This is a genomic window from Pseudomonas silesiensis (genome assembly GCF_001661075.1).
GTDB lineage: Bacteria > Pseudomonadota > Gammaproteobacteria > Pseudomonadales > Pseudomonadaceae > Aquipseudomonas > Aquipseudomonas silesiensis.
In genome coordinates this window covers 628016-654039 of record NZ_CP014870.1, presented here as the reverse complement: position 1 = coordinate 654039, position 26024 = coordinate 628016, and the positions used below count along the sequence as shown (strand labels likewise).

Genomic DNA, 26024 nt, shown 5'->3' with positions numbered 1-26024 from the left:
AAAAAGGTTCAGTTCCCGGACACCGTAGCGATCGGCGTCATCTTCGGCACGTCGTTGCCCTGGGATTCGTTTTGAATGAGTGGCTCCGGCGTAAACAGCGGTTTGCGCATCACGAACTTGACCCATACCACGGCAATCAGCGAAATCACGCCCAGCACCACGCCGGCACAGCCAAAAATACTAGCGGTCATCTCCGGCGTGGGCGACACGTGGTAGATCGCAAACAGCATGCCGGCGATGCCAATGACTTGTGGCCAAGGATAGAAGGGTGAGCGGAATGGACGGGCCAGATGGGGATAGCGGCGGCGCAAGGCGATCACATCGATGTGCACGATGATGTAGGCCAGCAGCCAGGCGAGCGCGGCAGCCAGCAGCAGCAAGCTGATCGCGGCAGCGTCGTGCCCCAGAATGAGGATCGGCAGACCGGTGATCGCTGCGACGAACAGCACCGCCACCCATGGCGTGCGGCCACGTGCAGTGAGTTTCTTGAATTGCGGGAAGGCCTGGCCGTTTTGCGCCATGCCGTACAGCATGCGGGGTAAAGCAGCCAGGGACGAATTCACGGTGCTGCAAGTGGCGGTAATGGCCGCGACCACCAGGAACAGCTTGCCTGCCTCACCGAAAACGGTGGTGGCGAGCAGGTAGTGAGGCAGCGCATCGCTGGCCAGTTGCTCACGTGGAATGCACAGCAGCGCGCCAAAGCAGTACAGCGCGATCACGCCGAAGATCACGGTCAAACCGATGGTCATCGAACGCGGAATATTGCGCTCGGGATTGCGGGTTTCTTCCACCAGCGGGCAGACGAATTCAGCCCCGACAAAGCCCCACACCGCCATGGCCGCCAGGGTGATTGCGCCGAATTCCAACGGATTCCAACCCTGATCGAGCGGCAACTGCAGACTGGCCTGACCGTTACTCAGCGAAGCCAGGCCCATGGCGACGAGAATCACCACCATCACCAGCGCCAGCACGTTCTGCAGCTTGGCGAACACATCAATGCCGAACAAATTCAAAACGGTGAACAGCCCCAACACCCCGTAGGCCACCACCATGTGCGGAATGACATCCGGGTAGACCTTGCTGATCACCAGATCCAGCAACAGCAGTTCAGCGGAGAGCGCAAACATCGCCACCACCATGTACCCCGAGAAGGTTGCCAGAATCGCCGGGAAATGCCCGATCGCCACTTCCGTGTAACTGCTGAGGCTGCCTGCCTTCGGAATCATCAAGGCCAATTCGGAAAACGACCAGGCGTAGGTGATTGCCAGCACATACGCGATGGCCAGCGGAATGATGAAACCGAAACCGGCGATGCCCGCACCTTGCAGCATCAGCACCATGACGCCCTGCGAGACCACGACGCCCACCGCAACGGCCAGCAACGAGCCCAGCCCCAGGACCCGGCGCAATCCGCCGGACTGTCCCTGGATGGACGTGGTTGTACTTGAACTCATGACAAACTCCCCGTGTTTTCTTGTTGTTGATCGCCTTCAGGTGGAAGGCAGGGATAAACATCGCGACTCATCCTTGAGTGGCGATCGACGACAGCAGCGGTTTAGCGGGCCGCCCAGGCGTTGAAACGTTCCTCGAGTTCTTCGCCGTGATCGACCCAGAACGTGGCATCGACCAACTGGCCTTCAGCCAGATTGGCCTGAGCGGTGGGCAACTGGGCGAGCGTGTCGGCCGGTAGCTGCGCCAGCACATCCTTGCGGATCGGGCCGTAGGGAATCTGCGTGGAGAAGGACTTCTGCCCACTCGCCTGGCTGGCAAACACGATGAACCGCTCGGCCAGCGCCTTGTTCGGACTGCCGCGAACGATGGCCCAGTGATCGGGATCGTAGAGGTGGCCGTTCCATGAAATGGCCAGTTTCGAGCCTTCCTTTTGCGCCACGGCAATCCGGCCGTTGTAGGCCGCCGACATCACGACGTCGCCTGCCGCGAGCCATTGCGGGGGTTGCGCTCCGGCTTCCCACCACTGGATCGAGGGCTTGATCTGGTCGAGCTTGTGAAAAGCGCGATCCACGCCGGCCTTGGTGCCCAGCACTGTGTACAGGTCATCCTGTTTGACCCCGTCGGCGAGCAGCGCCACTTCCAGCGTGTACTTGGCGCCCTTGCGCAGGCCGCGTTTGCCAGGGAATTGCTGCAGGTTCCACATGTCCGCCCAGGAGGTTGGCGCCGCGCTCACCTTGTTCGAGTTGTAGGCGAGCACCATCGACCAGACATAACTGGCCACGCCGCACTCGCTGACAGCGCCAGCCAGATAGTTTTTTGAATCGCCGATCAGCGCCGGATCCAGCCGCTCGAACAGCCCTTCTTCACAACCGCGCAGCAGTTCCGGGCTTTCGACTTCGACAACATCCCAACTGACCTGGCCCACATCGACCATGGCTTTGACTTTGGACAGTTCTCCGCTGTACTCGCCAACGACAACTTTGCCAGCGCCACTTTGTTCAAAGGGTTTGAAATAAGCCCCCTCTTGCGCCGCCTTGGTGGCACCGCCGAACGAAATGACCGTAAGACTTTCGGAGTGCGCAACAACAGGCGCCGTAACTACCAGAAGCGCCGTTAAACCCGCCGCTGCTGTAACGCTCGAAGACGAATATCTGAACATGAAAGCTCCCTCACTTTTTAATTGTGGTTAGTTACTGAGGCAGTCACGGCCACGCAGCCGCAAGTACACGGATGACTCTCCGCGCGATGACATCTTTTTATTCTTTAAACCGCACACCATCAGCGTGCGGTTAATTATTCAGGAGACGCTCAACGCAATTGAAACCAAGTTGTTTTCAATTGGGTGTATTTATCGAACGAGTGCAACGACAGGTCCCGACCGAAACCCGATTGCTTGCCGCCACCGAATGGCACGCTGACATCGAGGGCATCCACGGTGTTCACCGAAACGGTGCCGGCCTTCAGCGCCCGTGCAACCCGGTGCGCGCGATTCAGGTCATCGCTCCACACTGAGGCGGCCAGCCCATAGATGCTGTCGTTGGCCAGCCGCACCGCTTGCTCTTCGGTATCGAACGTGGAAATCGCCAGCACCGGCCCGAACACCTCTTCGCGGGACAGGTGCGAGTCATGATCGACGTCGGCAAAAATGGTCGGCTCGATAAAGTTGTCGGAACCGTTGAAGCTCAAGCGACGGCCGCCGGTGAGCAGTCGGGCCCCGTCTTCGTGGGCGCGTTCGATAAAGCTCATCACGCGCGATGCCTGTGCCGAATCGACAATGGCGCCAGCGGCACTCGCAGGGTTCAGTGGATCGCCGGGCATCCAGGCTTTGGCTTTTTCCAACAGACGCTCGATAAACTCATCCTTAATCGAACTTTGCACATACAGTCGCGAGTTGGCCGAGCAGACCTCGCCCTGATTGAAGAAAATGCCGAATGCCGCTTTCTCCGCCGCCAGATCAAGATCCCGGCAGTCGTCGAACACCAGGCTCGGGCTCTTGCCCCCGCACTCAAGCCAGACCTGCTTGAGGTTCGATTGCGCGGCGTACTGCATGAAGTATTTGCCCACCTGAGTCGAGCCGGTGAACACCAGGCAATCGACATCCGGATGCAGGCCCAGCGCCTTGCCGGCAGACTCGCCCAGCCCCGGCAGCACGTTCAGCACGCCGGGTGGCAAACCGGCTTCCAGCGCCAACTCGGCCAGACGCAACGCCGAAAACGGTGATTGCTCGGCGGGCTTGAGCACCACGCTATTACCGGCCGCCAGGGCCGGTGCCAGTTTCCAGGCCGCCATGTCGAGCGGGAAGTTCCACGGCACCACGGCCGCCACCACGCCCAGCGCTTCACGGGTGATGGTCGCCAGCGCCGATGACGCCGTCGGCGCGACCTGATCGTAAAGCTTGTCCAGCGACTCGCCGTACCAGGCGAACACATGGGCGGCGCCGGGGACGTCGATGTTGTAGGCATCCATCACCGGTTTGCCCATGTTCACCGAGTCGAGCAAGGCCAGCTCTTCGCGATGGGCCAGCACCAGCTCAGACAGACGCAGCATCACCCGCTTGCGCTCAACCGGTGCCATCCGCGCCCAAGGGCCTTCGTTGAAAGCACGGCGCGCACTGCGCACGGCGAGTTCCACGTCCACTTCGCCACACGCGGCGACACGGGCAAGCAACTGATTCGTCGCCGGGTTGATCGAATCGAATGTTGCGCCCGAAGACGCAGAGACTTGCCGGCCATCGATCAAGGCTTTGTCAGAGAAGGTTTGCCGGGCAGCTCGTTGCTGCCAATAGTCGAGGTCGAACACGCTACGCTCCCTTTACGACCGCCAGGGTGGTCGGGGTTGTTATCAGAGGTTGTAGAGATAGTGCGTCAACCGTGCGAAGAGGAAAATTATTAAAAATGTGCTCGGGGTATAAGAAAAAACTAGGTAAGCGCAGACCCAGTCCGGAACCCGCATAGGGTAAGGTTCAGTCAATAATCTGTGCGACGGCCATCCGGGCTTTCACCGCAAAACAGAGCAGAACGAGGTGCGTGTGGCTTCCTATACATTGCGGCAACTCAAGTATTTCGTCACAACGGTGGAAGCCGGCAGCGTCGCCGAGGCCTCGCGGCAGCTGTATATCGCGCAGCCCTCGGTATCGACGGCGATCAAGAGTCTGGAGGAGTCGTTCAACGTCCAGCTGTTCATCCGCCACCACGCCCAGGGCGTTTCCCTGACGCCCACCGGCACGCGTTTCTATCACAAGGCGCAAGAACTGCTGCGCATGGCCAGGGAGTTTGAACAGAACGCGCTGGCCGATAACGACACGGTCTCCGGACAGATCGACATCGGCTGCTTCGAGACCGTCGCCCCGCTGTACCTGCCGCAACTGATCGCCGGCTTTCGCAAGCTTTACCCGGGCGTGGACATACGCATTCGCGATGGCGAGCAACAAGAGCTGGTGCAGGGCTTGACCGCTGGTACTTTCGATGTGGCGTTCCTCTACGATCACGGTCTGGACGGCACCATCCAGACCACGCCGCTGATGCCACCGCAAAAGCCTTACGTCCTGTTGCCTGAAGGGCACCGCTTTGCCGACCAGAAGGAGGTATCGCTACGGGACCTGTGCAGCGAGCCGATGATTCTTCTCGATGTGCAACCGAGCCGGACCTACTTTGTCAGCCTGTTCCACGAGCTGGAGCTGACGCCCAACATCGTGTTCAGCTCGCCCTCGATCGAGATGGTGCGCGGTATGGTCGGTCAGGGGTTCGGCTTCTCGATCCTGGTCACCCGCCCGCACTCGGAATGCACTTACGATGGCAAGAAGGTGATCTCGGTGAACATCAAAGAGCCGGTCACCCTGTCCGGCCTGGCGTCCGCCCATTTGAAACGCAGCCAACTGACCAAGCCTGCACAGTTGTTCGTGGACTTCTGCCGCGAACAACTGAGCCAGAAAGTCGCAGCCCCCCTGTAGGAGCGAGCTTGCTCGCGATGGTCGTTAACGATAACGCGTGTTTACTGGCTAAACGCGGCGCTCTTGAGTCCATCGCGAGCAAGCTCGCTCCTACAGTTAAATGTCGCCACACAGGTAGTCAGCCAAGCGCAGCAGCATCCCATCGCAACCGCTCAACTGATCCAGCGCAATGAACTCGTCAGGCTTGTGCCCTTGATCCATGCTGCCGGGACCACAAACCACCGTGGGTATCCCAGCCTGATCAAACAGCCCGCCCTCGGTGCCAAACGCGACCGTTCCAAATTCTGAAGAATTGCTCAACAGCGCAAGCAGCCGCGCCGCTTCACTCTCGGGCGGTGTTGCCAAGCCGGGGTAAGCGCTCAGCGGCCGCAGGCGGATATCGGTGTCCGCCTGCACCGCGCGCATCTTGGGCAACACATGCTCGTGGGCGAACGCTTGCAACTGGTCCGCCACTGCCTGAGCATCGAAGTCCGGCAGCGCCCTGACCTCGAAATCGAACTCACATTCAGCGGGAACAATGTTCAGCGCCCGGCCACCTTTGATCACACCCGTTTGCACCGTAGAAAACGGCGGATCAAAACGCTGATCGTGGTTGTCGGGATGCGCCAGCTGCTCACCGATCACGCCGAGCCGTCCAATCAACTGTGCCGCATATTCGATCGCGTTCACCCCATAAGGCGCATACGCCGAATGGCACGCCGCACCGCGCACTTCGCAACGCATCGCCAGTTTGCCCTTGTGGCCGAGCACAGGCTTGAGTTCTGTCGGTTCGCCGATCAGGCAAAGTCGCGGTTTAAATGGCCGCTTCTCCAGTTCGGCCAGCATCGGCCTGACACCCAGGCAACCCACTTCTTCATCATAGGAAAAGGCCAGGTGCACCGGCGTCACAAGCGTACGCTGCACGAAGGTCGGGACCGCCGCGAGGACCGAGGCGATGAAGCCTTTCATGTCTGCGGTGCCACGTCCGTACAAGCGCCCATCCTTTTCAGTCAGCCGGAACGGATCGACCGTCCACGCCTGTCCGTCAACCGGCACCACATCGGTGTGACCGGACAGCACCACCCCACCCGAGACAAGCGGGCCGATGGTCGCGAACAGATTCGCCTTGGTGCCTTCTTCGTTGAAGAAGAGCTCACTCTGAACCCCGTGTTCGGCCAGATAGGCCTCGATGAAACGAATCAACTCAAGGTTGGAATCGCGGCTGACAGTGGCGAAACCAATCAGGCGATCCAGCAGCTCGCGACTGGATGCATCACTCATCCCCAGGCACCCCGTAGCTCGGCGCCGTCGTCGGGTTGAGCGCGCGAGTCAGGTAGTCCTGCATTTGCGGTCGATAGGCCTGCCAGAGGCCATCAAGCTGCCCGATGGGATCTTCCTCGGCCCAGTCCACCCGCAAGTCGATGATCGGCCAGGTGTGGTCACCCACCACTTTCAGCGCGGCGGAATGCACCGGCCCCGCTTCGCCACCGGCCGCCATGGCCGCGTGCATGGCCGCCAGCAAACGGTCCGCCAACTGACCCGGCTCGACTTCGAACGCCGCGACCATGGCCTCGATGACCCGCACATCGCTCAGCAGGTTACCCGCCGCGACACATTGCTCGCCTTTCACGGCGTTATGCACGCCCAACGACTCTTTACCGCTGAACAGCGCAATCCGGCCTGACGCATCGATCACCGTGACCTGTCGGTACTGGCTCCAGCCATTGGACGTGAGTGCCTTGTCCAGTGCCGCGTCAGGCTCCAGATGCTGGTGCTCCAGCAGGTCCAGGATCTGCGGCCCTAACGCTGGCAGCGTAATGTTCTGCGTGGAAACCGCACCCACTCCTGCCCGCGCCCAAGGGCAGCGTGCGCCGACCGCAATGCTGGAAGAACTGATGGCAATACCGAGCTGACCGGTTTCAGGGCAGCGTCCGATAATCGAGAACGTCATGACTCACTCCTTAAAATTCAATGCACGCGCAACTGCATTCTGTGCATGCACTGGAATCGGAGAAAGCAGGTTTTTTGTGGCTTTGGGGAAGGAAAAAACTGGTCAGCCTCGCAGGCTTACCCGGGTGGATCAATCTGATCCAGCACCCGATTCGCCGTGATCTCCGCCAGCATCACGCTGTTGGAAATCCCCAGCAGCGCATTGCGCGATCCGCCGTCGAGGTGATCGACCAATTGATGGACCATCACATCGACCGAGGCCAGCGTTTCCACCAGATACACCACAAGGGTTTCGGTCGTGGCCTCTGGGTTGACGGTAAACAGGTTGTTGGGTGTGCGCGGCGTGGCTTTGATGTCGGCCATCGAGGGGAAGTGGACGTTGAGGGCGCGTTCGGCGGCCTCGTTGAGCATTTTGGAATCGGGTTCGTATGGGGATGCCGGATCGGTGTCCGGCGGATTAGGTGTAGGTTTGAACATGGGCAGTTGACCTCTAAGTGGGGCCGTGACCATCTCGCGACTAAACGAAAGGGAGGCGGCTGTGCGCAAGTTAGTCGACCGGTAAGCCACCCAAACCCGGCGCGCCCGAGGGCGCCATGCGCACAACCACCATCAAGTACAGGCGAACACCTGACTGGATGACACTTGTGCAACCGCGGATGGATAGCCGGGCGACTAAACCCGATCACTGATGAGCAGTGACAGGAATCAAGTTACCGATGGCCTCCAAAGCGCACAAGTCGGCGGATTCTGGCGTACCCGTAGGCAACGGCGCAAGGTCTTGTAGCTTGCAGGAAGTATCCTTAAACGCCTTTAAACACACGCCCTCCAGCGGTAAAACCTGTAGGAGCGAGCTTGCTCGCGAAAGGCTCAAGGACGCCGCTGGGCATCTGGTTTTACGCGTTATCGTTCACGACCTTCGCGAGCAAGCTCGCTCCTACAGGGGGTGCGCGGGTTTACTTGCGCGGTTTGATCCGCGCTTGACCACTTGCCGGCCACCGGCGATGCGCGGGGTTTCAGCCAGGCCGAACAACTCCTGCAAACGCACCGTCAGAATCGGTGCCGTCCCACACGCTTTAGCCACAGCCGGAACAGGCGTGTTCTGGCTGTTAGGCAGGGTGGAGCGTGTAGACCTGCTTGCGCTTGCCATAGACCGCAATCTGCAGCACTTCGTTGCCGACGCTCGCTGCGTCAGCAACCTTGATGAGCTTGACCATGCTGTTGACTGTGCTGGTCTTGGACTGGTACTTGAAGCGCTCGATCTCGGCTACAGAGCAGGCACGATAGGCGGTTCGGATCAAGCCGCTTTTTTCGAGAAGGTCGATTTTTTCTGGCGAGATCCACGAAATCAGGTCGGTGATTTTGCCGATCTTTTCATGGAGGTGAGCCACCGCTTGCTGCTCATCAGTGACGTTGAAGCGCTTCCACGCGGGTTCATGGTGGAATACCCGGTTACGGAACTTCCTGACCAGAGCGACCTGATCTTTGCATCCAGAGAGCATTGCGCCAGCCTGGGTCGTGGGCCATCGCCCCTTGAAAACCCGCCCCAGATGCTTCGGCCAGATAAGGTTGTTGCCCATGTATTCGTTATCGAGAACGTACTCCCACGTAGAAAAGTCCGTTTTCGAGACGACTTCCTGGTGATCCGGAGCTCCCTTTACCTTGCGTTTTTTTCGCTCAATTGAAGCAGTGTTATAGGCCGATCCAAAATTTTTGATCAGCTTTCCCACCGCATCAGGCGCGTTGGCACCAAGGACGAAGCTTTTGTACTTGAGCTTTCCTGTCTTCCACCAAAATTTGCCAATATCCGCAGTCAGAACGGTGTCAATGGAGTTCCGTAGCGTGACCTCTGCCGCACTTAGCAAAGGGTACAGAACCCCACAAACGTGGGAGTTCCAAAGGTAGGCCCCCACCAGTTCCGCGTCATTGCTGGTCGAAAACACCTTGCTGTAGCTGGCGATTCGGTGAGCACTGATAAGCTGGTCGATCAGTTGGGGTCTATACTGGACGGTATGCGGCATGCTCGGCTTCCTTCTGGCCAGGCGCCTGTATAGGTTGTGATTGACACGGGTGTCAACCACTCGTAGCATTGATCTACAGGTTGGCACTGAGCTCCAATGAGCGAAAGCTTACGACTCTTTGCAAAGACCACGAAACACCCGCCCCGGCCTCGAGCCGGGGTTTTTGTTTCTGGGGCATACCTACTTGCCTTTTCCTCTTCCTGATCATTTGAGCCTTCGCCGCAGGCCTCTGATGGCATCGATACGAATCATGGCGTGAGCTCACGGACAAAGCGTGCGCACCCTTCAGGATCAGAAGTTAACTGAACGACAGGCACAAAAAAACCGCCTGTTGTGGGCGGTTTTTTTGAACATGTTACTTTCACAGGAGACGGTTTTAGCCGTGTCGCCGAGGTGGAGTCCTGCGCTCTTAGCTCGACCATGTGCAGTAATCTTGGGGAAGTCATGACACACGTGTCAACCTGAATCGGTTGACAAAAGCTTGCCTTGCGCTTCTACCATCACTCCTGCGTCCAGCTCACACTGGATATCGTTATCCTCGTCAAAGTCCAGCTCCCACTCCGACGCCCACCGTTTTGCCCACTTTTCGCGATAGGGTGACGGCAGCACAATCCTGAAAAAAATCAGGTCTTTCTTGGCTTGGCCCGGGCCGTGGCCTCGGCAACTAGAGGGTCATCTGGCCAGTAGTGCTTGGGGTATCTCCCTTTGAGATCCTTCTTCACCTCCGCATAGGTACTCCGCCAGAAATTGGCCAGATCCTGAGTGACCTGCACTGGCCTCCGAGCTGGTGACAAGAGATGTAACGTGAGCAACTGCTTGCCTTGAGCAATACGAGGTGTTTCAGACAGGCCAAATAGCTCTTGAAGTCTCACTGCGAGAACAGGAGGGTACTGCGAATAGTCGACACGAATGCTCGAACCGGACGGCACCTGGATCGTCTGCGGTGCTTGGGCTTCCAATTCCTGCGGAAGCGGCCAAGGGAGCAGATTCCTGACTATCGAAGACAGATCCAACTGGCTGAAGTGACTGAGCCTGGTGACCTTGCCCAAGTATGGCGAGAGCCATTCCTCAAGGGTTGCCAGCAGGTTTGCATCGCTCAGATCAGGCCATTTACTGCAGGTCTGGCTATTCTGGATCTCCTGCTGACGAAGCAGCTCCACTCGCGCCTGCCACTGCCGCAGCTCCGGCGTCCACGGCAACAGCTCCAGGCCTTTACGTCGCACCAGATTCACCAGCGCCTGACTGCGAGCGGTTTCATCGAGACCGGTCAGTGGTTCGCGACTGAGGATCAGCTCACCGACCTTGCGCTGTCGCTCAGCGCGCAACACGCCTTCGCGCTCGTCCCAATCCAGCTGATCGACGCAACGCACCTGCTCGGCCAACACCGAGTCAAACAATGCCGGATCGAAATCGGCCGCCAGATAAATCCGCTCCTCACGCTGGCCCTGGCGACTGCCGAGATCGGCGATCACCAGCCAGGGTTGTTTCATCAGGCTGTCTGCTTCAGCGAACAACGCGGCGCGACCGTTGGCCAAGCGATACTCGGCGCCGCCAGCACGACGCTGTTGAGCGACGCGGTCGGGATAGGCCAGCGCCAGCAACGCGCCGAGCCAGCGCGGATGGTCCGGATCGCTGACCGGCTGCGCTGCCTTGCCCCGCAGGTAACCGCGATACTGCCGCGCCAGTTGCCGGGCCCGTTGCACCCCGCCCTGGGCGCCGCGTGCGGCGCGTTCTTCGCCGGACAACAGCGCCAACCGGCTGTGCAGATCCGCCCCGGCGCCGCGCAAGATATCCCGCTCGCCGAGCAGCGCCGCGACATCGCACGCCATGTCCGCCAGGCCGAGTGCCTGACCGCGCAACAACAAATGCGCGATGCGCGGATGCGCCGGCAGTTCGGCCATGGCCTGGCCGTGACGGGTCAACGCTTCACCGTCCAGGGCGCCCAAGCGCTCAAGCAAGTCCTGAGCCTGTGCATAAGCGGCGGCCGGCGGCACATCGAGCCACACCAGTTGCCCCGGTGCCACGCCCCAACGACCCAGTTGCAAGGCCAGGCCGGCGAGGTCCGCCGAGAGAATTTCCGCACTGGCGTAGGCCGCCAGTTGTTCATGCTGATCCTGCGACCACAACCGATAACACACCCCCGGCTCCAACCGCCCTGCCCGGCCCGCGCGTTGCGTGGCGCTGGCCCGGGAGATGCGCTGGGTGTCGAGCCGGGTCATGCCGCTGCCGGGATCGAAACGCGGCACTCGCGCCAACCCGGCATCGATCACCACGCGCACGCCGTCGATGGTCAGGCTGGTCTCGGCGATGTTGGTCGCCAGCACCACTTTGCGCTTGCCTGCCGGGGCTGGATCGATTGCTGCACGTTGGGCCGCCAGGTCCAGTTCACCGTGCAATGGGCAGAGCAACACTTGCGTGCTTTCACCCAGCGCATCGGCCAGCTGTTGGTGCACCCGACGGATTTCCGCCTGGCCCGGCAAAAACACCAGCACACTGCCGGTTTCATCGTTCAAGGCGTCGAGAATGGTCTGCACCAGGCGCGGTTCGATGAACTCGCCCGGCTGGAATGGCCGGCCCCAGCGCATCGCCACCGGGTACATGCGGCCTTCGCTGCGCAGGATCGGCGCGTCATCGAGCAGCCCGGCCAGGCGTTCGCCTTCCAGGGTTGCCGACATCAAGAGGATTTTCAGCGGCTGATCGTCGCGAAACAATTCCCGGCCATTCAGGCTCAGGGCCAATGCCAGGTCAGCGTCGAGGCTGCGTTCGTGAAATTCATCGAAGATCAGCAGGCCCACGCCATCCAGCGCCGGATCGTCCTGCAAACGGCGGGTCAGGATGCCTTCGGTGACCACTTCAATCCGGGTGTTGGGGCCGACTTTGCTGTCCAGTCGAATGCGATAGCCAACGGTTTCGCCAACTTTCTCGCCGAGCTCGCTGGCCAGCCGCTCCGCCGCCGCCCGCGCGGCCAACCGGCGCGGTTCGAGCATCAGGATGGTCTGCCCGGCCAGCCAGGGCTCGTGGAGCAAGGCCAAAGGCACGCGGGTGGTCTTACCGGCACCGGGCGGTGCTTCGAGCACGGCTTCGTGGCGTGTAGCCAAGGCTTCACGCAGGGCGGGTAGAACTTCATCAATCGGCAAAGAAATCATGCTGGCTCCCAAACAGAGGCGCGAGTATAACGGCGAACTGCCTGGCGTTCGTCGCGGTCCTAATTCATATCGACGACGCTTCGTTTCCCAGATGACTCAGGAGATTTCATATGCGTGCTCCCTTTCGCTTGATTGGCGGCGTACTGATCGCGACGTTGCTGACCCAGGTCACCGCCTGCGGTTCGATTTTCTACCCTGACCGTCGTGGCCAGATCGACGGCAAGATCGACCCGGCCATCGCCGCGCTGGATGCCGTTGGCCTGTTGTTCTACATCATCCCCGGCCTGATCGCCTTCGCCGTGGACTTCGCCACCGGCGCGATTTACTTCGAGCCAGGCAAGACCGCCCAGGTGGCCCCGGAAAAACTCCAGGAAGCCATCGGTGCCGACGGCAAGGTCGATAACCACAAGTTGCAGACTATTCTGGAAACCGAACTGGGCCGCAGCTTCCCGCTGGACGACCCACGCCTGATCCAGCACAAGGGCAGCGCCCAGCAACTGGCGATGTTCGGCCTGCAACCCGCCGCGTAAATTCGCGCACTTCAAGGACACGCCGTACCTATGATCTCCAGCTCCGAACACGCCCGCCTGCTGCGGCTGGCGACCCGTGCCTCGGTGGCGGTGGCCTGTACGCTGGTCGTCGCCAAAGCCATCGCCTGGTGGTTGAGCGGTTCGGTGAGCATGCTCGCCGGGCTGACCGACTCGGCACTCGACGGCGTCACTTCGCTGCTCAATCTGCTGGCGGTGCATTATGCCCTTCGCCCCGCCGATGAGGATCATCGATACGGGCATGGCAAGGCCGAATCGCTGGCGGGGATGGCGCAGGCCTTGTTCATTGGCGCAAGCGCGGTGCTGATTGCCTTGCAGGCCGTCGACCGCTTGAAGCATCCGGAACCGCTGGGCGCGCCGTGGATCAGCATCGGGGTCATCGTGTTTTCCCTGGCGCTGACCCTGGCGCTGCTGATACTGCAACATCGGGTGGTCAAGGCAACCGGTTCCAATGCGGTGCGCGCCGACTCCCTGCATTACCGCTCGGACATGTTGCTCAATGGCAGCATTCTGGTGGCGTTGGTGTTGGCCGGGTTTGGCTGGCATCAGGTCGACCCCTGGTTCGGTTTGGGGATCGCCGTCTACATTCTCTGGAGTGCGATTCAAATCGCCAGGGAGAGTTTTACGGTGCTGATGGATGAAGAACTGCCGCCGGATGTCAGCCAGCACATGCTCGAACTGGCCTGCAGCGTGCCGGGCGTATTGGGCGCCCATGACCTGCGCACGCGGGTGTCCGGTAACCAGTGGTTTGTGCAATTGCACCTGGAATTGCCGGGCGAGTTGACGCTGTCAGTCGCCCACGGCATCAGTGATCAAGCCGCCGATGCGATTCACGCGGCTTATCCGCGAGCCGAAGTGCTGGTGCACGCCGATCCTATTAAAGCAGCTTCAAGCTTGAAGCTTTAAGCGGCAAGTTCGAAGCAACCGCTTGCTTGTAGCTTATGGCTGCTACTGAACCTGATAACCGCGACTGCTCAGGCAGCTGCCCTGGGCCTGGCGATAGACTTGCACCACCGACGGGTCCGGCTGGTAGGTGGCCGTCCGTGGATTAAAGCCACTCTGCTGCACCGCATACTGGTAGCACTCGTAACCGTCCTGGTTGACCTGTTCCGGCGACTGGCCGTTGGCCGGATACGCCACCACGTCATAACCCTGACTGACCGGTTGCGGTTGCGGCTGCACGGGCGGCTCGACCACCACGTAATCCTGAGTGCTCTCCTGATAGGCGTAATAGGAACCGGCCGCCAGGAATAGCAGCGCACCGCCGATCCACACTTCACGGGCGTAATCGGGCAGGTAGCTGACACGTATGCCGCGCGGCGGTTGCACCACTACGTAACGCGGCCCCTGCGGGCGATACCAGTAGCCACCGGAATAGAAATAGTCCCGACCGCCATAAGGCACGCGGTAGTCGCGGTCCGGGAAGCGATCGATCACGTGACCGGGGCGATATTGCGGGCCTGGACCCCAGCCGTTGCCATGTCCGTCCGGACGGCCGGACCAGCGACGGTCATCGGGGCGCGGAGCGTTATTTTGCCAATGTTGGTTGTTGTCGTTGTACCGCGGAGCATCCTGATAGTAGCCGCGCTGCGGTTGTTGGGTCTGGCGCACGGTGTCGGGCCGGCCCTGGATCGGCAGGTCGTTGGCCGGTAGCTGCGGCGGTGGCGGTGGCGGCCGCACCGGGCTGTTGTAGTCGGGCGGCTGACGCTTCTGTTGATTCTGGCCGTTGTGCTCGAACTGACGACTGTTGTCGGCTCGAATAATGTCGTCGTTCTGTGCACGCGGTTGATTCTGTTGCTGATTATTGTGCGGGCGCGACTGATCAGGGCCGCCACGGCCTTGATTGTTGCCCTGATGGCCATCCGAACCCCGTTGCCCGCCGTCGGGACCCCGGGTTTGCGGCTCATCGGCCAGCGATTGCGCGGTGACACTGACACACAGCAAACCAACTCCGGCCAAACGCCAGATGCGCGACTTCATGCTTTTCCTCACTGCGGGTCAGGGCTTGTATATGAGACTGGGAAAGCAGCGGCCGGTTCTGCGACAGGTTATCAGTCACGAAACATATTTATCGGGACGGAAGGTAAATCGCACGCAAAAGAAAAGGGAGACCCGTCGGCCTCCCTTTGAGAACTTCGTCCGTGCTCGACGCTTTTGACGTCGGCTCACCTCACGCCGTCTTCTGGACAGTGTGCAGCTCGGGGGCCGGCTCATCCCCTGTGGGGGTGGCGACCGCAGCTGGCCTGATCGGGCGAGCCGCTGTGGACTGTTTGTCCGAGCAGTGATTCTGGTGATAAGAATAGGCCGGATGCCTTGGCAGAGGATTGCGAAGATTGCTCAAATAAACATGACTTGCGCAATTTTTAACCCTGGATAGATAATCTGCCGCAATTGATATGACAAAGGCCTGATTGATGAGCAAACTCGACCGATACGACCTGAGCATTTTGGCGGAATTGCAGCGCGATGCGCGCATCTCCAACCAGGAGCTGGCCGAACGCATCGGCCTGTCACCTTCGCCTTGCTCGCGCCGGGTCAAGCAACTGGAGGACGATGGCTATATCTCCCGCCAAGTGGCGCTGCTGGACCGAAAAATGCTCGGCCTGAGCCTGACGGCTTATGTGCTGATCGGCATGGACCGGCATACGCCGGAGCGGTTCGAGAACTTCGAAGCCGCGATCCGGACATTGCCTCAGGTGCTGGAATGCAGCCTGGTGACGGGGATGGATGCGGACTACCAGCTCAAGGTGGTGGTGCCGGACATGGATCACTATCAGAAGCTGCTGCTGGGGCATCTGACCCGGATTGAAGGGGTGACCAGTGTGCGGTCGAGTTTTGTGTTGAATCAGGTGCTCAATAGCACGGAGTTACCTTTGACTCATCTGCGTAGCTAAGGACGCCTTCGCGGGCAAGCCTCGCTCCTACGGGGTTGTTGTGGGCCGTAACCTCGTGAACGGCACAAACCCGTAGGAGCGAGGCTTGCCCGCGAAGGGGCCGGCACAGGCGACGAATAGCTGCGACACACTGCCGCAGGTCAATCCACCACCCCTCCCCCATGTCGTATACTCCAGCGCCTTTTAGCCCCGCCCGCACTGGAGATGTCCAATGGATCCTGCAGTATTCGAAGAGTGGATGATGACCGGACTGGTCAGCATCCTGATCATTTTCATGGGTTTCATCGTCTGGGATCTGGCGAAAAAATCCAAGGCCGGGCGCTTCGGCTCGTTCATCCTGTTCTTCGTGCTCGGCTTGGGCGTGGCCGCGTTCGTGATCAAAAGCGTGGTCATCGGCCTGATCGAATCCGGCTCAATTTAACCGCGCCGGCACTTCCTTCCACTGGCCCTGATCGAGCCCTTCGATCGACCAGTCGCCGATTCTGACCCGCACCAGGCGCAACGTCGGCAAGCCGACCGCCGCTGTCATGCGCCGCACCTGACGGTTGCGGCCCTCGCGAATCACCAGCTCTAGCCAGCTGGTGGGCACGCTCTTGCGAAAGCGCACTGGTGGATTGCGTGGCCAGAGTTGCGGCTCTTCAAGCTGCCGCGCTTCGGCGGGCAAGGTCATGCCGTCGTTCAACTCGACGCCTTCGCGCAAACGCTGCAATTGCCCGGCGCTCGGCTCGCCTTCGACCTGTACCCAATAGGTCTTGGCCAGCTTGTGTTTCGGGTCGGCGATCCGCGCCTGCAACTGACCGTCGTTGGTCAATAACAACAGGCCTTCGCTGTCGCGGTCCAGCCGTCCTGCCGGGTAAATCCCGGGGATATCGATGAAATCCTTGAGCGTCGCCCGCCCCTCGCCGTCGCTGAATTGCGTCAGCACATCAAAGGGCTTGTTGAACAGAATCAGCTTGGGTTCGGCCGGCGGCGCTTTGGCGACACGGCGCGGGGCTGATGAGGATGGCGCGGGTTTCACGCCAGGGCGACGGGAAACGGGACGAGGTGGACGGGACATGGCGAAGTGAACATCTAACGGTCAGGGCTGCTAATGCTAGTGCCCTGACCGCCAAATGACCATGACAACGCGCTATCAGCGGAACGGCGGCTCGTCGAAGCTGCGCAGTTTGCGCGAGTGCAGCGAGTTGAGCTCGGTGCGCAACAGGTCCACCGCCTCGATGCCGATCTTCAAGTGTTGGCTGACCGCACGTTCATAGAAGGCGTTGGCCGAGCCCGGCAGCTTGATTTCGCTGTGCAAGGGTTTGTCGGACACGCAGAGCAACGTACCGTACGGCACCCGCAAGCGATAACCCTGGGCAGCAATGGTGCCGCTTTCCATGTCCACCGCCACCGCGCGGGACAGGTTGATCAACGGCCGTTCCTGGGCCCAGCGCAATTCCCAGTTGCGGTCGTCATAGGTGAGGACGGTGCCGGTGCGCAGGCGTTTCTTCAGCTCGTCGCCCTTCTCGCCCGTGATGTTCGCCGCGGCTTGCTGCAAGGCCATCTGCACTTCGGCGAGGGCCGGGATGGGAATGTTCGGCGGTACCACGCGGTCGAGAATCCCGTCGCGGCGCATGTAAGCGTGCGCCAGCACGTAGTCGCCAATGGTCTGGGACTGACGCAAGCCCCCGCAGTGACCGATCATCAGCCAGCAATGCGGGCGCAATACGGCCAGGTGGTCGGTGATGTTCTTGGCGTTGGACGGGCCGACGCCGATGTTCACCAGGGTCACGCCGTGGCCATCGCTGGCGATCAGGTGGTAGGCCGGCATCTGGTAACGGTGCCAGACCACACCCGCGGCAATGGCCGAGGCTTCGCCGTGGTCCATGCTCTTTTCGATGATCACGTTGCCCGGCAAGACCATGCGCACGAAACGCGGATCACTGCGCAACTGCTCCAGGCCATGGACGATGAACTGGTCGACGTAGCGGTGGTAGTTGGTCAGCAGAATCCACGGCTGCACATGCCGCCAGTCGCTGCCGGTGTAATGCACCAGGCGCCGCAGGGAGAAATCCACCCGCGCGGCATCGAACAGCGCCAGCGGCAGAGGGTCGGTGTTTTCCCAATCGTACAGACCATCGGCAATGCCATCGGTCGCGGCGGACAGGTCGGTGCTCGGGAAGACCCGCGCCAGCACGGCGGCGGTGACGCCAGAGCCGGCCAGTTCATCGCCCTGCTCGACCACGTAGGGATAAGGAATGTTCTGCTGGCTGATGCCCACTTCCACGGTCACGGTGAAGTCGTGCATCAACGGAACGAGTTGTTCCAGCAGGTATTTGCGGAAAGCGGCCGGGTGGGTGACGGTGACGCTGTAGGTTCCGGGCAGCTGAACCTTGGCATAGGCGCGCGTGGTCTGCGGGACTTCGCCCTGGCAGTGGTAGGTCAGACGCAGTTCGGGATAACGAAACATTGCACGCTGTTCGGCGTCCGGTTCGACTCGATCCTTGAGATAACGCTTGAGCGCCTGGTTCAGCGCGGTGGTTGCACGATTGTGCAAGAGCGCAAGCCGATCCACGGCTTGCTCGGCGGTTTGAACGACAATAAAAGCTTCGGTCACGATCAGCATCCTGTGTTCTGACTTGCAGGCCTTCATCTTGCCTGTATCGCTGCCGGACGGAAACAGTGGCGTGTTGGCTGTACACCAATACCGATGCACCGCAGTCCCCTGTGGGAGCGAGCTTGCTCGCGATAGCGGTCTTTCATTCAACATTGATGTCGTCTGACACACCGCTATCGCGAGCAAGCTCGCTCCCATAGGGGTTCAAAGTTGTTCTGTCAAATGTGGCTAAAATCCTTGCGGGGTCGACCGCGCCACAATCGCTTCCACATCCAACCCTCGTGGCAACGCGCCATACACCCGCCCCGCCGAACCCAGGCGGCTGGCGATGAAGGCGTCGCTGACCGCCCCATTGCCCGCCTCCAGCAACAGCCTGGCCTGAAGCCCCAACGCGATGTCTTCGGTCAACTGCCGGGCGCGGTATTGAATGTCGCCGGTGTCCTTGAACGCGGCCTGCAATTGACGGATATGCGCAGCCAGGCGTTTGTCGCCATGGCCATCACCCAATTCGCTGAACAACACATCAAGTACACCCGGCTCCTTGGACAACGCGCGCAGCACGTCGAGGCATTGCACGTTGCCGGAGCCTTCCCACGTCGAATTGACCGGTGCCTCGCGGTACAACCGCGGCAGGATGTTGTCTTCGACATAACCGGCGCCGCCCATGCACTCGGCGGCCTCGTTGATCATGGCCGGGGCACGTTTGCAGATCCAGTACTTGCCCACCGCCGTGACCAGTCGGGCGAACTTCGCTTCGTGGCTGTCATCCAGGTGATCGAGCGCCCGGCCCATGCGCAGGCTCAGGGCCAGGGCCGCCTCGCTTTCCAGCGCCAGGTCGGCCAAGACGTTTTGCATCAAGGGTTGTTCGCTGAGCAGTTTGCCACCCACCCGGCGATGAGCGCAGTGATGGCTGGCCTGGGTCAACGCCTGGCGCATCAGGGCGCTGGAGCCGACCATGCAATCGAAGCGGGTCATGGCGACCATTTCGATGATGGTGGGAACGCCGCGGCCTTCTTCGCCGACCATCCAGGCCAGGGCGCCCCGGAACTCCACTTCGCTGGAGGCGTTGGAGCAATTGCCGAGTTTGTTCTTCAGACGCTGGATATAGAACTGGTTGCGCGTGTCGTCCGGGCGATGGCGCGGCAGCAGGAAACAGGTCAACCCCTTGTCTGTCTGGGCCAGGGTCAGGAAGGCATCGCACATCGGTGCTGAACAGAACCACTTGTGGCCGATAAGCTCATAGGCCTGGCCGGGCCCGCTGGCGCCCACTGGATAGGCCTTGGTGGTATTGGCCCGCACATCGGTGCCGCCCTGTTTCTCGGTCATCGCCATGCCGATGGTGACCCCCGCCTTGTGGGTCATGCCGACGTTACGCGGGTCGTACTCGGTAGAAAGGATTTTCGGCAACCACTGCTCCGCCAGGTCCGGTTGCAGGCGCATCGCCGGGACGCTGGCAAATGTCATGGTCAACGGGCAGCCACTGCCGGCTTCGGCCTGGCTGTGCAGATACGTCATGGAGGCGCGGGCGACGTGGGCGCCAGGTTGTGGATGCGCCCAGGGCAATGAGGTCAAGCCGTGCTCGACCGCCGTGCGCATCAACTGGTGATACGCCGGGTGAAACTCCACCAGATCGATGCGATGCCCGTAACGGTCGTGACTGCTGAACACCGGCTTGTTCTGATTGGCCAGAAAACCCGACTCCATCAGCGGCCCGCCGGCCAGGGCGCCGTAGGCGTCGATCTGCGATTGCGCCCAACCTGCGCCAAAACGCTGCGACCACTCCTGCAGGGGCAGGTCGATGCGATAGAGGTTGGCGCCGTCCAGCGAGGGTGGCTGGTTGGTGACTTCGTGGGTTTCGGCGAACTGATGCAGGTTCATGACGGGGCTCCTTTGGTCAGCCAAGGGATTTTCAGTTAAGCACCGCCCCACGGCTGATCAAAGTGTCATATCTGCCTAACTGTCGGCGCTTTCGCCTTGTCCCAGGCCAATCACCCGACGATAGAGCGCGGCCTGCAAGTCTTCGAATTTCACCGGTTTGCTCAGGTAATCGATCACAGCGCCCGTCGGGCAACTTTCCCGATCGGCGCCCAAGGCAACAACGAATACCGGCAGTTCTGCGCAGCCCGGCAGTGCGCGGATCCGGCAGTGCACGGACAGGCCATCCATTGCCGGCAACTGACTATCGAGCACGACGGCGTCAAAGGTTTCACGCTGCAAATGATCGAGCGCAGCGCTACCGTTATCGGCCGTGCGCACCCGGAACCCCAACTTGAGCAACATGCCGCGCATCACCAGTTGATTGAGGCTATTGGCATCGATCAACAGCACGGTGCAGTCCTGTGGCAGACGCAGGCGAGGGACCACCCCCGTCATCGAAGGCATTGATGAACGTTCCACCGCATGCAGTTCAAATTCGACGTCGAGTTGAAAGCGGCTGCCGCGCCCGGGCTCGGAGCGGTGAGTCAGACGCCCGCCCAGCATTTCGATCAGTTGCCGACAGATCGCCAGGCCGATGCCCAGGCCACCGTATTCACGGGTCATCGAACCGTCGAGCTGGAAAAACCGCTGATACAGGGTTGCCTCCCCCAGGTCGGTGAAACCGATGCCGGTGTCGATCACCACAAAGGACAGGGCCAGTCGGTCGGGCCCCATGGGCTTACCCGTCACCCGCAGCGCCACCCCGCCGATCCGGGTGAACTTGATGGCGTTCTCCAACAGACATTCCAGGCATTGCGCCAACCTGGCACTGTCGCCGCGCAGACGATCCGGCAGCCCCGGCGCCACGTCGACCTTGAAATCCAGCGACTTGCCCGAGGCATTGCCCTCGAACTGCACTCGCAAGGCGTCGACCACGCCGCGCAGACTGAAGTTGGCCGCAACAGCCGTGAGCTTGCCGGCCTGCAGTTCGGTCAGTGTCAGGATGCCATTGACCATGCGCATCATGTCCCGCGCCGAGCCCGCCGCCGTTTGCTGGTATTGCTCCAGCTCGGCGTCCATCTCGACGGTCTCCATCAGCTCCAGCGAACCGATCACACCATTCATGGGCGTACGCAGTTCGTGGGTCAGGGTCGCCAGGAATTCATCCTTGAGCTTGTTACTGTGCGCCAGTTGCTGGTTCAGCCCTTCGAGCAATTGCCCGGCGTCAAACAACGTCTGCGCCTGCTGCTCGCGCAGGGCATTGATACGGTCGGCCAGGGCCAGCGACAGCAGCGCCACTTCAATCGCCGCACCGATCTGGCTGGCATACATGGTCAGGAACACGTTCGGCAGGTATCCCAGCACCATCAGCGTATTGATGATGCCCCCGAGCAAAAAAGCCGACCAGGCGATGATGAAGTACCGCGCCACCCGCAGGCCGCGCAACCAGGCGAAAATCCCCGCGGCAAAAATCACCAGAGTGAACGTCAGCGCCAGGGCCGTCGCCAGACGCAGGGCCAGGGCATAACTGGCCAGCAACGACAGCCCGACCACCACCGCGCTGAGCGCAATCAGCGCCACCAGCAAGCGATCGAGCCAGCGACTGCAGGTGGCGGTTTGCAGGAAGCTGCGGGCGAACTGGCTGCCGAATAGCCCGGAACAACCGATGAAGAAGGGCGTCGCCGCGTTGGCCCACCAGGGATTGTCGGGCCAGAAATACTCCACGGCCGCGCCGTTCACCGACAGCTGGTACAAGCCGAAGGAAGCAATATAGAGGATGTAATAGAGGTAACTGGTGTCACGTACGCTGAGGTAGATGAACAGGTTGTAGACCAGCATTCCCAGTAACACACCATAGATCACACCCAGCACATAAAGGCGCACCGGCTGGTCTTCGAGGTAAGCGGTGCTCGACCACAAGGTCACCGGCGCCTGGATCGAGCCTTCGCTTTCCAGGCGTAGATAGACGGTTTGCGATTGATCGGGCGTAAAAACCAGGTTGAACAGGTAATTGTTCTGGCGAATCTCGCGACTGTCGAACGGCAAGGCATCGCCGGTCTGCCTGGCCAACCGATAGCCCTCGGCCGTATCGGGCACGTACAGATCAAGGTGATCAAGAGGCGGATAGGCCAGCTCCAGCAACCAGGTCCGTTGCGTCGCCGGATGGGTCGGTCGGTAATGCAGGTCGATTTTCAACCAGAATGCAGAACGGGAATAGCCCGCGTTGAGGGTGTCTTTATCGTGGGCTTTGAACTGTCCGGCAGCAGCTTGCGCTTGAATATCGGCGATGCCCGCCTGACCACTTGCGTCTTCGAACACTTGCAGGGCTCGGCCCAGCGGGAGGCTTTGGGTGAATTCATCGAACTCGACGGCGCTCGCCATGAGGGGCCAGCACAACAGCAACATCAGCAAATAGCGCATTTAAGCCCCAGCGTGGCCTGTCCGGTTTATCTCAGGAAGCCCCTCATTCCCTTTGAGTAGACGTAAAACCGGTATTACCCTGTATTGACTTGGATCCACTCTAGCATAGCGGTTGATGGCTATTGAGCACCATGGAAATTTTTCCTACAAAGGCTCTAGCACGGGAGTTCCAGCTGTATGCCCTGAGTTAGAGCTGTTTCCCCGGTCAGAGTGTGACAATGCCTCGAAAGCGCACGGGGTTCCTCCTGCAAGGTTGATCGGACGACACCCGAAAAACGCTGTTTGGTGGTAAGCTCGCGCACCATGAATATCTACAGCTCTCGCCCCGTTGTCCTCTGTCTCTCCGGCCACGACCCAAGTGGTGGCGCCGGCTTGCAGGCAGATATCGAAGCCCTGCTCGCCCAGGGTTGTCATGCGGCCCCGGCCGTCACCGCCCTGACCGTGCAAGACACGGTCAACGTGACGGACTTCCGCGTCCTCGACCGTGAGTGGGTGTTGGCCCAGGCCAATGCCGTGCTCAACGATTGCGAAGTCGCGGCAGTCAAACTGGGCATGCTCGGTTCCCTGGAAATGGTCGACACCGTGGTCGAACTGCTGCAGGCGCATCCGCATTTGCCGATGGTCTGCGACCCGGTGCTGCGCGCCGGTGGCGGCGGACGACTGGGCAAGGATGAAGTCGGTTACGCCATGCGCGAACGCCTGCTGCCGCTGGCTATCATTGCTACTCCCAACCTTCCCGAAGCGCGCATTCTCGCCGAACTGCCCGAAGGCACCGCGGACCAGTGCGCGGAAAAACTCCTGCCGTACGTCAAGCACCTGCTGATCACCGGCGGTCATGGCGATGAAGACGAAATCCACAATCGCCTGTACAGCCGTGATGGCCGCAGCGAAACCTTTACCTGCCAGCGCCTGCCCGGCAGTTATCACGGTTCCGGCTGCACCCTGGCCAGCGCCCTGGCCGGTCGCCTGGCCCTGGGTGAAAACCTCGCCAGCGCCGTGGAAACCGCGCTTGACTACACTTGGCGTACCCTGCGTGACGCGGAGCAACTGGGCAAAGGCCAGTTCGTCCCGCGCCGCCTGCCGCTGGATTTCTGTTCGTAACTTTTGATGCGTGAAGCGCAGAGGCTTGTCCGATGAAACTACGTGGCCTTTACGCCATCACCGACAGCCAGTTGCTGGCAGGTAAATTTCTGTCGTACGTGGAGGCGGCGCTGGAAGGCGGCGTCACCCTGCTGCAATACCGCGACAAAAGCAGCGACGAGGCCCGCCGCCTGCGTGAGGCCCAAGCCCTGCGCGATCTGTGCGAACGCTACAAGACCCGGCTGATCATCAATGACGACGCCGAACTGGCCGCACGCCTGAACGTCGGCGTGCACCTGGGCCAGACCGACGGGCCGCTGACCCCGGCCCGCGCACTGCTCGGTCGCCAGGCGATCATCGGTTCGACCTGCCATGGGCAACTCGAGCTCGCCGAGCAGGCAGCGAAGGAAGGCGCCAGTTACGTCGCCTTCGGTCGCTTCTTCAACTCCAACACCAAACCCGGCGCACCGACCTGCAGCCTCGAACTGCTCGACCAGGCCCGCAGCAAACTGCACCTGCCGATCTGCGCGATTGGCGGCATCACCCTGGAAAACGCCGCGCCACTGGTGGCCCACGGGGTCGATCTGCTGGCGGTGGTCCATGGCCTGTTTGGCGCCGAGAGCACGGCTGAAGTCACCCGCCGCGCCCGCGCCTTTAACGAATTGTTCAAATCCTGATTTTTGAGAGCCCGATCATGTCTCGTTCCGAAACGCTGTTTGCCAATGCCCAGAAACACATTCCCGGTGGTGTGAACTCGCCTGTTCGCGCATTCAAGAGCGTTGGCGGCACGCCGCTGTTCTTCAAACACGCTGAGGGCGCCTACGTCACCGACGAAGACGATAAGCGTTATGTGGATTACGTCGGCTCCTGGGGGCCGATGATTCTCGGCCACAGCCACCCGGATGTACTGGACGCGGTGCGTAAACAGCTTGAGCACGGCCTGTCCTACGGTGCCCCGACCGAGATGGAAACCCAGATGGCCGACCTGGTCTGCTCGATCGTGCCATCGATGGAAATGGTGCGCATGGTCAGCTCCGGTACCGAAGCGACCATGAGCGCCATTCGCCTGTCCCGTGGTTTCACCGGTCGCGACAGCATCATCAAGTTCGAAGGGTGCTACCACGGTCACTCCGACAGCCTGCTGGTCAAGGCCGGCTCCGGCGCGCTGACCCAGGGCGTGCCGAGCTCCGCCGGCGTGCCGGCCGCTTTCGCCAAACATACCCTGACTTTGCCGTTCAACGACATCGACGCCGTTGAAACCATGCTCGCCGAAGTCGGCCAGGACGTGGCCTGCATCATTGTCGAGCCCGTGGCCGGCAACATGAACTGCGTACCGCCCGCACCGGGCTTCCTCGAAGGCCTGCGGACCCTGTGCGACAAGCACGGCGTGGTGCTGATTTTCGACGAAGTGATGACCGGCTTCCGGGTCGCCCTCGGCGGCGCCCAGGCCCACTACGGCGTAACGCCAGACCTGAGCACCTTCGGCAAGATCATCGGTGGCGGCATGCCGGTCGGTTGCTTCGGCGGCAAGCGCGAAATCATGTCGCACATCGCGCCACTGGGCCCGGTCTATCAGGCAGGCACCTTGTCGGGCAATCCGTTGGCGATGGCGGCCGGCCTGACGACGCTGCGTCTGATCAGCCGTCCTGGTTTCCACGATGAATTGACCGACTACACCAGCCGCCTGCTCGACGGCCTGCAACAGCGCGCCGATGCAGCGGGCATCCCGTTCGTGACCACCCAGGCCGGCGGCATGTTCGGTCTGTACTTCAGCGGCGCCGATGACATCGTGACCTTCGATGATGTGATGTCCAGCGATGCCAATCTGTTCAAGCGCTTCTTCCACCTGATGCTGGAAGGTGGCGTGTACCTGGCGCCGAGTGCTTTCGAAGCCGGCTTCACCTCGATCGCCCATGGCGAAACCGAGCTGAAACTGACGCTGGATGCGGCCGAGCGCGCATTCGCCGCCTTGAAATAAGCCAGTGCCGCTGACGTTGGCCATTGCCAGCGTCAGCTTTTTCCTACACTTGCACCCTTTTTCCTACGCACCTGCTAATAATCCACGGCCAAGTGA

General features: G+C 60.8%; 21 protein-coding genes and 1 pseudogene. 8 read left to right on the top strand and 14 right to left on the bottom strand.

From position 1 onward, the window contains the following. Nucleotides 1-8: 8 nt before the first annotated feature. The 3 genes from PMA3_RS02830 to PMA3_RS02820 all read right to left on the bottom strand — a co-directional run bounded on the left by PMA3_RS02830 (nucleotide 9) and on the right by PMA3_RS02820 (nucleotide 4251). Nucleotides 9-1454 (bottom strand): APC family permease, encoded by a 1446-nt coding sequence (locus tag PMA3_RS02830; RefSeq protein ID WP_064675750.1) that lies wholly within the window; start codon nucleotides 1452-1454, stop codon nucleotides 9-11. Nucleotides 1455-1555: 101 nt separating this feature from the next. Further along, on the bottom strand, nucleotides 1556-2611 hold the full coding sequence (locus PMA3_RS02825; RefSeq protein ID WP_064675749.1) for an ABC transporter substrate-binding protein: 1056 nt from the start codon (nucleotides 2609-2611) through the stop codon (nucleotides 1556-1558). 149 nt (nucleotides 2612-2760) lie between these two features. Beyond that, on the bottom strand, nucleotides 2761-4251 hold the full coding sequence (locus PMA3_RS02820; RefSeq protein WP_064675748.1) for an aldehyde dehydrogenase: 1491 nt from the start codon (nucleotides 4249-4251) through the stop codon (nucleotides 2761-2763). A 229-nt stretch (nucleotides 4252-4480) separates the two neighbouring features. Here PMA3_RS02820 and PMA3_RS02815 point away from each other — a divergent pair, with 229 nt between their 5' ends. Beyond that, entirely contained in the window at nucleotides 4481-5401 is a 921-nt protein-coding gene (locus tag PMA3_RS02815; protein ID WP_064675747.1) for a LysR family transcriptional regulator, read from the top strand. A 96-nt stretch (nucleotides 5402-5497) separates the two neighbouring features. Here the strand turns inward: PMA3_RS02815 and argE are convergent, their stop codons facing one another. The 6 genes and pseudogenes from argE to hrpB form a co-directional block, all read right to left on the bottom strand. After that, nucleotides 5498-6661 carry an acetylornithine deacetylase gene (argE, locus tag PMA3_RS02810; RefSeq protein WP_064675746.1) on the bottom strand — a complete coding sequence of 388 codons (1164 nt, stop codon included), beginning with the start codon at nucleotides 6659-6661 and terminating at the stop codon, nucleotides 5498-5500. Then, nucleotides 6654-7331, bottom strand: a complete 678-nt coding sequence (locus PMA3_RS02805; protein WP_064675745.1) for a DUF1028 domain-containing protein — start codon at nucleotides 7329-7331, stop codon at nucleotides 6654-6656. Before PMA3_RS02805 ends, argE begins: the two co-directional genes overlap by 8 nt. Nucleotides 7332-7447: 116 nt before the next feature. Continuing rightward, nucleotides 7448-7807, bottom strand: a complete 360-nt coding sequence (locus tag PMA3_RS02800) for a DUF6124 family protein (RefSeq protein WP_064675744.1) — start codon at nucleotides 7805-7807, stop codon at nucleotides 7448-7450. A gap of 499 nt (nucleotides 7808-8306) precedes the next feature. Beyond that, nucleotides 8307-8477 (bottom strand): annotated as a pseudogene (locus PMA3_RS33500) (ATP-dependent helicase C-terminal domain-containing protein); the annotation flags it as partial. Next, nucleotides 8437-9348 (bottom strand): hypothetical protein, encoded by a 912-nt coding sequence (locus tag PMA3_RS02795; RefSeq protein ID WP_064675743.1) that lies wholly within the window; start codon nucleotides 9346-9348, stop codon nucleotides 8437-8439. The gene PMA3_RS02795 and the pseudogene PMA3_RS33500, both read right to left, overlap by 41 nt. A gap of 623 nt (nucleotides 9349-9971) precedes the next feature. After that, nucleotides 9972-12494 carry an ATP-dependent helicase HrpB gene (hrpB, locus tag PMA3_RS02790; RefSeq protein WP_064675742.1) on the bottom strand — a complete coding sequence of 841 codons (2523 nt, stop codon included), beginning with the start codon at nucleotides 12492-12494 and terminating at the stop codon, nucleotides 9972-9974. Between the two features lie 110 nt (nucleotides 12495-12604). On the opposite strand from hrpB, the gene PMA3_RS02785 reads away from it, so the two are divergent. After that, nucleotides 12605-13024: a hypothetical protein gene (locus PMA3_RS02785; RefSeq protein WP_064675741.1), complete on the top strand. Its 420-nt coding sequence runs from the start codon at nucleotides 12605-12607 to the stop codon at nucleotides 13022-13024. Nucleotides 13025-13054: 30 nt separating this feature from the next. Continuing rightward, nucleotides 13055-13948 carry a cation diffusion facilitator family transporter gene (locus PMA3_RS02780; protein ID WP_064675740.1) on the top strand — a complete coding sequence of 298 codons (894 nt, stop codon included), beginning with the start codon at nucleotides 13055-13057 and terminating at the stop codon, nucleotides 13946-13948. Between the two features lie 42 nt (nucleotides 13949-13990). Here PMA3_RS02780 and PMA3_RS02775 read toward each other — a convergent pair whose 3' ends face one another. Beyond that, nucleotides 13991-15022 (bottom strand): DUF6515 family protein, encoded by a 1032-nt coding sequence (locus PMA3_RS02775; RefSeq protein WP_064675739.1) that lies wholly within the window; start codon nucleotides 15020-15022, stop codon nucleotides 13991-13993. 434 nt (nucleotides 15023-15456) lie between these two features. On the opposite strand from PMA3_RS02775, the gene PMA3_RS02770 reads away from it, so the two are divergent. Both PMA3_RS02770 and PMA3_RS02765 read left to right on the top strand, forming a co-directional pair. Then, nucleotides 15457-15936, top strand: a complete 480-nt coding sequence (locus PMA3_RS02770) for an Lrp/AsnC family transcriptional regulator (protein WP_007937367.1) — start codon at nucleotides 15457-15459, stop codon at nucleotides 15934-15936. Between the two features lie 211 nt (nucleotides 15937-16147). Next, nucleotides 16148-16357, top strand: a complete 210-nt coding sequence (locus PMA3_RS02765; RefSeq protein WP_064675738.1) for a DUF2788 domain-containing protein — start codon at nucleotides 16148-16150, stop codon at nucleotides 16355-16357. On the opposite strand, the gene PMA3_RS02760 is transcribed toward PMA3_RS02765, so the two are convergent. From PMA3_RS02760 to PMA3_RS02745, 4 genes are all read right to left on the bottom strand, one after another. Next, nucleotides 16349-16993, bottom strand: a complete 645-nt coding sequence (locus tag PMA3_RS02760; RefSeq protein WP_064675737.1) for a pseudouridine synthase — start codon at nucleotides 16991-16993, stop codon at nucleotides 16349-16351. The two genes, PMA3_RS02765 and PMA3_RS02760, sit on opposite strands and share 9 nt — an antisense overlap. A 75-nt stretch (nucleotides 16994-17068) precedes the next feature. Further along, complete coding sequence (gene amn, locus PMA3_RS02755; protein ID WP_185753236.1) at nucleotides 17069-18568, bottom strand: AMP nucleosidase; 1500 nt, start codon at nucleotides 18566-18568, stop codon at nucleotides 17069-17071. A 192-nt stretch (nucleotides 18569-18760) separates the two neighbouring features. After that, nucleotides 18761-20410, bottom strand: coding sequence for an acyl-CoA dehydrogenase family protein (locus tag PMA3_RS02750; RefSeq protein WP_064675736.1), 1650 nt, complete (start codon nucleotides 20408-20410; stop codon nucleotides 18761-18763). Nucleotides 20411-20485: 75 nt separating this feature from the next. Then, nucleotides 20486-22870 carry a hybrid sensor histidine kinase/response regulator gene (locus tag PMA3_RS02745; RefSeq protein ID WP_064675735.1) on the bottom strand — a complete coding sequence of 795 codons (2385 nt, stop codon included), beginning with the start codon at nucleotides 22868-22870 and terminating at the stop codon, nucleotides 20486-20488. A gap of 303 nt (nucleotides 22871-23173) precedes the next feature. Here PMA3_RS02745 and PMA3_RS02740 point away from each other — a divergent pair, with 303 nt between their 5' ends. Genes PMA3_RS02740 through hemL form a run of 3 tightly spaced genes read left to right on the top strand, consistent with a single transcriptional unit; the run spans nucleotide 23174 to nucleotide 25928 of the window. Continuing rightward, nucleotides 23174-23971 carry a hydroxymethylpyrimidine/phosphomethylpyrimidine kinase gene (locus PMA3_RS02740; RefSeq protein ID WP_064675734.1) on the top strand — a complete coding sequence of 266 codons (798 nt, stop codon included), beginning with the start codon at nucleotides 23174-23176 and terminating at the stop codon, nucleotides 23969-23971. Nucleotides 23972-24003: 32 nt separating this feature from the next. Then, on the top strand, nucleotides 24004-24627 hold the full coding sequence (gene thiE / locus PMA3_RS02735; RefSeq protein ID WP_064675733.1) for a thiamine phosphate synthase: 624 nt from the start codon (nucleotides 24004-24006) through the stop codon (nucleotides 24625-24627). A 17-nt stretch (nucleotides 24628-24644) separates the two neighbouring features. After that, complete coding sequence (gene hemL / locus PMA3_RS02730) at nucleotides 24645-25928, top strand: glutamate-1-semialdehyde 2,1-aminomutase (RefSeq protein ID WP_064675732.1); 1284 nt, start codon at nucleotides 24645-24647, stop codon at nucleotides 25926-25928. Nucleotides 25929-26024 lie beyond the last annotated feature (96 nt).